An 8,452-nucleotide genomic window follows, 5' to 3' on the forward strand; every position below is an offset into this window, starting at 1 on the left:
GACACCTACAGTGCGGCACAGCGCAAGGCCCTGGAAGACAGCGAGGCGCGCTTCGCCCGAGCGCTACGTGGCGCCAACGACGGCATCTGGGACTGGCATGTCGATCAGGATCGACTGTATGTTTCCGAACGCTGGGCGAGCATGCTTGGCCTCAGCCGCGACAGCATCGGCGAGAGCAGCGCCAGTTGGTTCGACCGCGTGCATCCGGACGACCTGCCGGATTTTCGCCAGGCCATCGACGCCCACCTACAGGGGCAGACCTCCTCGGTCCACCATGAGTATCGTATCCGCCAAAACCATGGTGGCTATATTTGGGTACTCGTGCGTGGGGTCGCCGAAGCGACGACACCGGGCCAGTTACGCATGGCTGGCTCACAGTCCGATATCAGTGCACGCAAGGACGCCGAGCAGCGCCTCAAACATGCCGCTCACCATGACCCGCTGACCGGCCTGGCCAACCGTCTGCGCCTTGACGAGCAAATGCAGAAAACCTTCATGAAACAGCGCAAGGGAGGTGCCCGCGAGGCGCTGCTGTTCATCGACCTCGACCGCTTCAAGTTGATCAACGATAGCCTCGGCCACAACGTTGGTGATCGCGTGCTGGTAGAAGTGGCGCAGCGATTGAGAGCCGCTCTGCGCCCCAGTGATCAGCTATTTCGCTTCGGCGGGGACGAGTTCATCGTATTGCTTCATGAACTCACCTGCGACCGCGACGCCGAGCAAGTATCCCAACGCATTCTCGACAATCTGCATCAACCGCTGCACATGGACGGTCGTACCCTAGTGGTCAGTGCCAGCATCGGTATTGCACCACTGCACGATAACGGCAAAGCGCAGGATGTCTTGCGGGCCGCCGACCTCGCCCTTTACAAAGCTAAATCTGCCGGCAAGGCGCGGTTCGCCCACTACAGCGAAGCGTTGCAAGACACCGCACAGCATCATCTGGAATTGGAGTCCGCTCTGGGCCAGGCGCTGCAACACAATGAATTCGAACTGCACTACCAACCGATCTATCGTCTTGGCCAGGAGGCACCCCTTATGACTGGGGTCGAAGCGCTGATACGGTGGCGCCATGGTGAACGCTTGATCTCACCACTGGAGTTCATTCCGGCACTGGAGGAGTCGGGGGAAATCATCCGCGTCGGCGAATGGGTATTGCGCGAAGCCTGCAAACAGACCCGCGTCTGGCAGTTGGCCGGACATGACCATCTGAGCTGTTCGGTGAACATCTCCAGCATCCAGTTGCAACAAGCCGACTTCACCCTCCGGCTGATCGACATCCTGCAAGAAAGCGGCCTGCCACCCGCCAGCTTGATCCTGGAAATTACTGAAAGCCAACTGATGAATGACGACATGGATACATTGGCTTGTCTGAACGAATTGGCCCGCCTTGGTGTGTTGTTAGCGCTTGACGATTTTGGCACCGGTTACTCCTCGCTCGATTATCTCACCCGCTTTCCGCTGCACATCCTCAAGCTGGATAAAAGCTTCATCGGCGGCATCCCGTACGACAACAAAAAGAGCACGATCAGCCAGGCAATCATCGGCCTTGGCCGTAGCCTTGGGTTAGAAGTCGTGGCCGAGGGCATCGAGAGCCCTGCACAACTCGACTTTGTGGTCAGTGAAGGTTGCCAGTACGGCCAAGGCTACTGGTTTAGCCGACCACGACCCGCCGCGCAGATGCAACGGTTGTTCAGTGGCGAAGACTGTTTTGAGGGGCTTGGGTTCCCATTGCTGTAAGTACGGTAGGCCCCAATCTTTTTTGAACAAAGAGGCCCAAGAACTAGTCGCCGAACCGGCAAACCTGCTCGCCCTCAGCGCCTAGTACTCAATAAATAGTGTGCAAAAATTTGGCAATGACATTGCTCTGCCATTCAAATAAATAAAGCTTATGGATATAGCGCTATCTGACATGTACACATGAAAGATCAATACTATTAACTGGCGTCGGTTTAAAGTCGTTATTGCTCGCCTGTCCATGGCTGAGTAATCACGGGCTAACAGTCAACTTTGCCGATCAGACCAATTTACTGGCGCTGAACGCCGCCATCGAGGCCGCTCGCGCCGGAGAGCCGGGCCGGGGGGCCGTGGTGGCGGATGAAGTGCGCAGCCTTGCGTCCCGCACTCAGCAGTCAACGACAGACATTCAAAGCATGATCAGCGCATTGCAGGAAAGGGCACGCATGGCCGTGACCGTTATGGAGCAGAGCAGTCAGCAAGCACTTTCCAGTGTCAGTCATGCGCAGGACGCCGCCACTGCGCTCAACGGTATTGGTCTGCGAGTGAATGAGATCACCAATATGAATGCACAGATAGCGGCAGCCGTTGAGCAGCAGGGAGGGGTTAGTGAGGATATCAACCGCAGTATCAACAGGATCCGTGATACGGCTAATGTTAATGTCCAGACAGGACAAAGCAATTTCGAGAGTGCAGCAGCCGTAGCACGGCTATCCGCGGCACTGAGCGAATTAGCTAAGCAGTTTTGGGAGAAGCGTCACTAAATCTATGGCCTTGGCCGCGTCAGTCCGGCAGAGCAGATGTCCACTCGTCATGACGAAAATCTGAGCTATGATCGTTTGGGGCGTTCTCAGATCCACTGGCAAAAATGGCCCGGCAGGGAGCTACGGTGCACCCCAATAAAACAACACGGCCCCTTTAAAACGGCAACCTTAAGCTCCCGTTAAATGACTGTGTAGATCAGGGCTCAGCAGTGGGCTTTGGCACGTGGCATTGAAAGGGACGACAGTACGCTGGCTATTCTCTCTATACCCCCTTCGGCGTTATGCGTCTGGCGGTAGCATGTGCCTGCGCCCTTTTTGCGCACGCTCCCTCGACCTGAAAGTTTTCTTGCTTGAATCAAGTGTTTAATACCTAAACTCAACTTGGAAGAGTCGACTCATTATGAGCGCAATTCACAACCCGGCTTTGAACTACCGCCCTGAAATCGACGGACTGCGCACGATGGCGGTCGTCCCCGTTATTCTTTTTCACGCAGGCGTTCAGTCATTCTCTGGAGGCTTTATCGGAGTTGATGTGTTCTTCGTGATTTCCGGGTATTTGATTACGTCGATCATTTTGGCTGAGATGTTGGCGGGTAAATTTTCCCTGATAAACTTTTATGAGCGCAGAGCACGGCGGATATTACCGTCGTTATTCGTGGTTATGCTCATATGTCTGCCCATGGCCTGGGTATGGCTAGATCCCCTGAACTTCAAGTTTTTTGCCAAGAGTTTAATCGCGGTGCCGACGTTTTCGTCTAACGTTATGTTCTGGCGGGAGAGTGGTTATTTCGATGGGACCTCTGAGCTGAAGCCGTTACTGCATACGTGGACCCTCGCGGTGGAAGAACAGTATTACCTGTTCTTTCCACTGATTCTAATGGCCGCTTGGGGATTGGGTCGAAAAAGGATTGTGATCATTCTGATGCTCGGTGCAATGGTGAGCCTGGCCATTTCTGAACACGGTGCGACCCATGAGTCCTCCGCAAGCTTTTATCTATTGCATGCTCGAGCATGGGAATTGTTGGTGGGTTCCTTCATTGCCTTTTATTTTTCCTGGCGGCCTCGCTCGGAGAGTGGCCCGAAAGCCATTAATCAAGCATCAACGATCCTCGGCGCTTCGTTAATTATTTACGCCATATTTGCCTTCGACAGCACCACCTCATTCCCGGGGGTGCATGCATTGATCCCGGTAACGGGCGCGGCCTTGATTATTATTTTTGCCAATGCTCATACTCTGGTAGGGCGGGTGCTGAGCACTCGTGCCTTTGTGCTGATCGGGATGATCAGTTACAGCGCCTATCTATGGCATCAACCCATCTTCGCTTTCGCGCGTGAGAGCAACTTGGTCGAGCCAAGTTTAACCGTCATGCTTGCGCTTTCCCTATTGTCATTGGTATTAGCCTATTTAAGCTGGCGTTTTATAGAACAGGCTTTCCGGAAAAAAAGCTCGATAAAAAGACATCAGGTATTCGCGTTGGGGGCCATTTTTTCAGTGATGTTCATAGGCGTGGGACTGACCGGCTATATCAAAGAGGGTTTCCCCAAGCTGTTTGATCTAGATCCAGTAGCGCTGGAATCATTTACCTATACGGAAGCGCGCGTTCCCTGCGATAGAAATTACAACGGCGACGGTTGGAGCATCGATTTCTGCTTATTTGGTGCGGCCGATAAAAACGCTACCCCAGAGGTTGCTGTATTTGGCGACAGCCACGCAGAAGTGCTATTGCCCGCCTTCGACACCGCTGGCAAAGTGGATGGAAAAACCATTGTGCATATCGGTCTGGCTGGCTGTCCTCCACTTTTGGGGGTGGACGTTCTTGCTGGCAATTATGTTGCGGGCGTGTGCGAAGCCCTCGCGAAGCGCGAATATGACTATGTAAAGAAGAACGGCATCAAGAAGGTCATTCTGGCCTCACGCTGGACGCTTTATACGGATGGCGATTACGACAAAACGAAAAAAAGCAGCTATTTCCTTGTGTCTCAGGACACCCAGGAAAAAACCAAAGAAGCATCAAGGGCTGTGTTTGAGAAGGCTCTGGATAAAACCGTCGAGGCTTATCAGGCGCTGGGCACCCATCTTTATATAGTGGCTCAGGTTCCGCAGCAGATGGTCGATCCGAAAAGCCTTTATTACCGACTCGCTCGGGGGACAGAGTCGAGCGACGAGGAAATAGTGCAGAGGGTAGGCGAGCTGTCCGTGCCACTGTCAAAACATAACCAATTGCAGCAATTCACTCGTCATCTTTTCGAGCTCGACAGTGAGCAAAATAAAATAAAACTGGTCACGCTGGACAGTATTTTCTGTAAAAAACAGGTATGTCTGATAGGCGATACCCGCTCCTATTACATGGACTACAATCACTTAAATGCCAAAGGTGCTCAATTGGCGGTTAATGCAGTAAGTGACGTTCTTACGCAGTAGCGGTGACCAAGGGCAGTTATCGACCTATAGTCGCTGTTCGTGAAAGACAGTTATCCAGGGCGAATAGAGAGAACGGAAGTTTTCGTACGCTAAGCGCTCTGTCCGTCAGGTTGAGGTCGTAGAGGGCTATCAGGACACGACTGAGTCGGCTCCTTCCAACCTGAGCATATCGTCGACGTGACCTTCATAGGGGTAGCTCAACCCGCGCTGGCAGTGCGCCGGTTTCGAGACAACCACACGCCATATCAAGGCCATGCGCCAAAAGGATTTTTGCTACCGGTGAAACTCTCAACCAAGGAAAACTGCGTCGCGCGGGCCCTAGTTGCTTACTCACCCCGCTTTAAGCTGAGCGACCGGGCCAAGCTACTGAAGATGATGCGCCAGGTGATCCAACGCATAACCGACGGGCGAACAAGTTCAGCCTTCCCAACTAATCGATTAAGTTAAAAGTTCCGAGCTAAATAATGGTTCTTCCCCACGCGGCCTAACAGCCTCGCTCCCACTCTTGAAACGGTGCCGGTCGGGTTCGATGGAGTAGCAGATAATAATTCAGCAGCATTCATGAAGGCGCCGGGCGTTTATTGAACCCGGCGTCTGCAGTCTTTACACTAGGCTCAAAGAGGAATTACTAACTTCAGCCAGTATGCGTCTCCTTGCGCCCGGTTACGCACTTCGGTTTCTTGTTGCCACTTAGCTGTGACGAACCAACCATCTGAAGAGCTGTATTTGATAGATGGGCCAATAGCAAAAGCACGTCCCTTATTGTCTTCGACGCGATCTCCATCCTGCTTGTCGTCGGTCGTCTGGCGATATGCGTAACCACCTATGCCCAATACCCAGCCATCAGCGACGCCCCAGCCAACAGAGTAGTCAACATGAAATTCCTGACCAGACTTATAGTCTGTATCCGGATTCTCCATATTGAAGTCGTACATGATTTTGGCGTCAGCATTCAGCCCCTGCGGATCAACATAGGTGAGGGCCAAAACCGGCTCAATCATCCAATGGTTGCGCCCAAGGTTAGCAATGTCGTTGCGATCATAGCTACCAGTTGGTGCAGTGATATCCAAGCCGTATATGACGTGGAAGTTCTGGCTGTAGTGGTAGCCCAGCCCGGCGCCAAAGGTCATATCGCCTAACCCCTGCTTGCGCTGGCTATCCCCATTGACCCTAACCTTCACCTCGGCCAACGGAGCCATCACATGCGATGCCAAGGTACCACCGAGGATAGTAGTGTCGCTCACCCAAATTAAGCGCGGGACAACAGCATTGCTTTGGACACTGAAGTCAACGGGTAGTTTACGACCATCATTGCCCCGGAGGTTATCAGCCTCGTAGTGCTGAGCGAAAATCAGACTGTAAAAACCCGGCGGAGGCAGGAAACCCGATAAATAGTTATCCGCCCCCATTGGATAGACGGAGGTCCCTCCTTCAGTGGCAGAGCTAGGGGAGGAGAAAACAGTCGTCCCCGCCAGAGCCATGGCGACTGAGAGCGAGCGAAACAGTGCAGTTTTATTATTATTTTTCATAGTTCACCTAGTTGTTCACGCAAAGGCTTAGCTACTGACTACAGTCAGTGGCGCAAAGATTGTGGAGTGGGGGGCTTCTGTCTTACGCAGGCGGGTGGATAACCGCCCCTGCAATTCGATTAGGTCTGCAGGAGATCAAGTGCGACGTCGACAATCATGTCTTCCTGGCCGCCAACCATCCGGCGTTTGCCCAGTTCGACGAGGATGTCGAGGGTCTTGAGGCCGTACTTGGCAGCAGCGACTTCGGCATGGCGCAGGAAGCTTGAATAGACGCCGGCATAACCCAGCGCCAGCGTCTCGCGGTCGACTCGAACCGGACGGTCCTGCAACGGGCGGACGATGTCGTCCGCCGCATCCATCAGGGTGTACAGGTCGGTGCCGTGGTTCCAGCCCAGGCGTTCAGCGGCGGCGATGAACACTTCCAGCGGCGCGTTACCGGCACCTGCGCCCATGCCCGCCAAGCTGGCGTCGATGCGGTCGCAACCTTCCTCGACGGCAGTGATCGAGTTGGCCACGCCAAGCGATAGGTTGTGGTGAGCGTGCATGCCGGTTTCGGTTTCAGGCTTGAGCACCGCTTTGAATGCACGGAAGCGGTCGCGGATGTCCTGCATGTTCATCGCGCCGCCGGAGTCGGCCATGTACACGCAGGTTGCACCGTAGCTTTCCATCAGCTTGGCCTGCGCGGCCAACTGCTCGGCCGGAATCATGTGGCTCATCATCAGGAAGCCGACCGTGTCCATGCCCAGCTCGCGGGCATATTCGATGTGCTGTTTGGAGACATCCGCTTCGGTGCAGTGAGTGGCGATGCGCACCACTCTGGCACCGGCGTTGTAGGCCGCTTTCAAGTCATGCACCGTGCCGATGCCAGGCAACAACAAGGTAGTGATCTTGGCGTGGTTGATGACATCGGCCGCGGCTTCGATCCACTCCAGATCGGTGTGCGCCGCAAAGCCATAGTTGAAGCTCGAACCTTGCAGCCCATCGCCATGGGCGACTTCGATCGAGTCGACCTTAGCCTTGTCCAGGGCGCGGGCAATGTCCTGCACGTTCTGCAGCGAATACTGATGACGAATGGCGTGGCTGCCGTCACGCAGGGTCACGTCGGAGATGTAGAGTTTTTTGCCAGGATTAAAAGTCATGTCAGTCTCCTCAGGCCTTGAGCATCGACTGCGCCATACGCTCGGCGGTGGCCAAGGCTGCGGACGTCATGATGTCGAGGTTGCCGGCGTAGGCCGGCAGGTAATGGGCGGCGCCTTCGACTTCGAGAAAGATCGAGGTCTTCAGGCCGGAGAAGGTGCCCAGGCCAGGAATCTTCAACGGTGCGTCTTCAGGAATAACGTCGAACTGCACCTTTTGCTTGAGGCGATAGCCCGGCACATAGGCCTGTACCGCCGCGGCCATCTCTTCGATGGAGGCTTCGATCTCAGCCTGATCAGCGGCTTCGGACAGCACGAACACCGTGTCGCGCATCATCAGTGGTGGCTCAGCCGGGTTCATCACGATGATCGCCTTGCCCTTGGTCGCGCCGCCGATCACTTCGATGGCTTTGGAGGTGGTTTCAGTGAATTCATCGATGTTGGCGCGGGTGCCGGGACCGGCCGATTTACTGGCAATCGAGGCAACGATTTCGGCGTAATGCACTTTGGCGATCCGCGAAACGGCCGCGACCATCGGGATGGTGGCCTGGCCACCGCAGGTGACCATATTGACGTTGAGCTGATCGAGGTTCTGCTCCAGGTTGACCACGGGTACGCAGTACGGACCGATGGCCGCCGGGGTCAGGTCGATCAAACGGATGCCGGGTTTGACCGAACGCAGGAAGGCGTCGTTCTTCACGTGGGCACCGGCCGAGGTGGCATCGAAAACGAAATCGATGTCCTTGAACACGTCCATGCGGATCAGACCTTCAACACCTTCGTGAGTGATGGCCACGCCCATGCGCTGAGCACGGGCAAGACCGTCGGAGGCCGGGTCGATGCCGACCATGACCGCCATTTCCA

At 54.8% G+C, this 8,452-nt stretch carries 5 protein-coding genes and 1 pseudogene; 3 read left to right on the top strand and 3 right to left on the bottom strand.

Going from position 1 to position 8,452, the window contains the following annotated elements; all coding sequences use genetic code 11:
• From M0974_RS01635 to M0974_RS01645, 3 genes and pseudogenes are all read left to right on the top strand, one after another.
• On the top strand, nucleotides 1-1,740 hold a 1,740-nt coding region (locus tag M0974_RS01635; protein WP_297831825.1), incomplete at its 5' end, for a GGDEF and EAL domain-containing protein.
• Between the two features lie 272 nt (nucleotides 1,741-2,012).
• Nucleotides 2,013-2,501: pseudogene (locus tag M0974_RS01640) on the top strand (methyl-accepting chemotaxis protein); the annotation flags it as partial.
• 400 nt (nucleotides 2,502-2,901) lie between these two features.
• The gene (locus M0974_RS01645) at nucleotides 2,902-4,923 is read left to right on the top strand and encodes an acyltransferase family protein (RefSeq protein WP_297831828.1); all 2,022 of its coding nucleotides are present in this window, start codon (nucleotides 2,902-2,904) and stop codon (nucleotides 4,921-4,923) included.
• A gap of 614 nt (nucleotides 4,924-5,537) precedes the next feature.
• Here M0974_RS01645 and M0974_RS01650 read toward each other — a convergent pair.
• The 3 genes from M0974_RS01650 to M0974_RS01660 all read right to left on the bottom strand — a co-directional run.
• Nucleotides 5,538-6,404, bottom strand: coding sequence for a transporter (locus M0974_RS01650; protein WP_297831836.1), 867 nt, complete (start codon nucleotides 6,402-6,404; stop codon nucleotides 5,538-5,540).
• Nucleotides 6,405-6,571: 167 nt separating this feature from the next.
• Nucleotides 6,572-7,591, bottom strand: a complete 1,020-nt coding sequence (gene dmpG / locus M0974_RS01655) for a 4-hydroxy-2-oxovalerate aldolase (protein ID WP_297831831.1) — start codon at nucleotides 7,589-7,591, stop codon at nucleotides 6,572-6,574.
• A gap of 10 nt (nucleotides 7,592-7,601) precedes the next feature.
• On the bottom strand, nucleotides 7,602-8,452 hold an 851-nt coding region (locus M0974_RS01660), incomplete at its 5' end, for an acetaldehyde dehydrogenase (acetylating) (RefSeq protein WP_297831833.1).

The sequence above is a fragment of the Pseudomonas sp. genome, assembly GCF_026224925.1.
In the GTDB taxonomy this organism is placed as follows: Bacteria; Pseudomonadota; Gammaproteobacteria; order Pseudomonadales; family Pseudomonadaceae; genus Aquipseudomonas.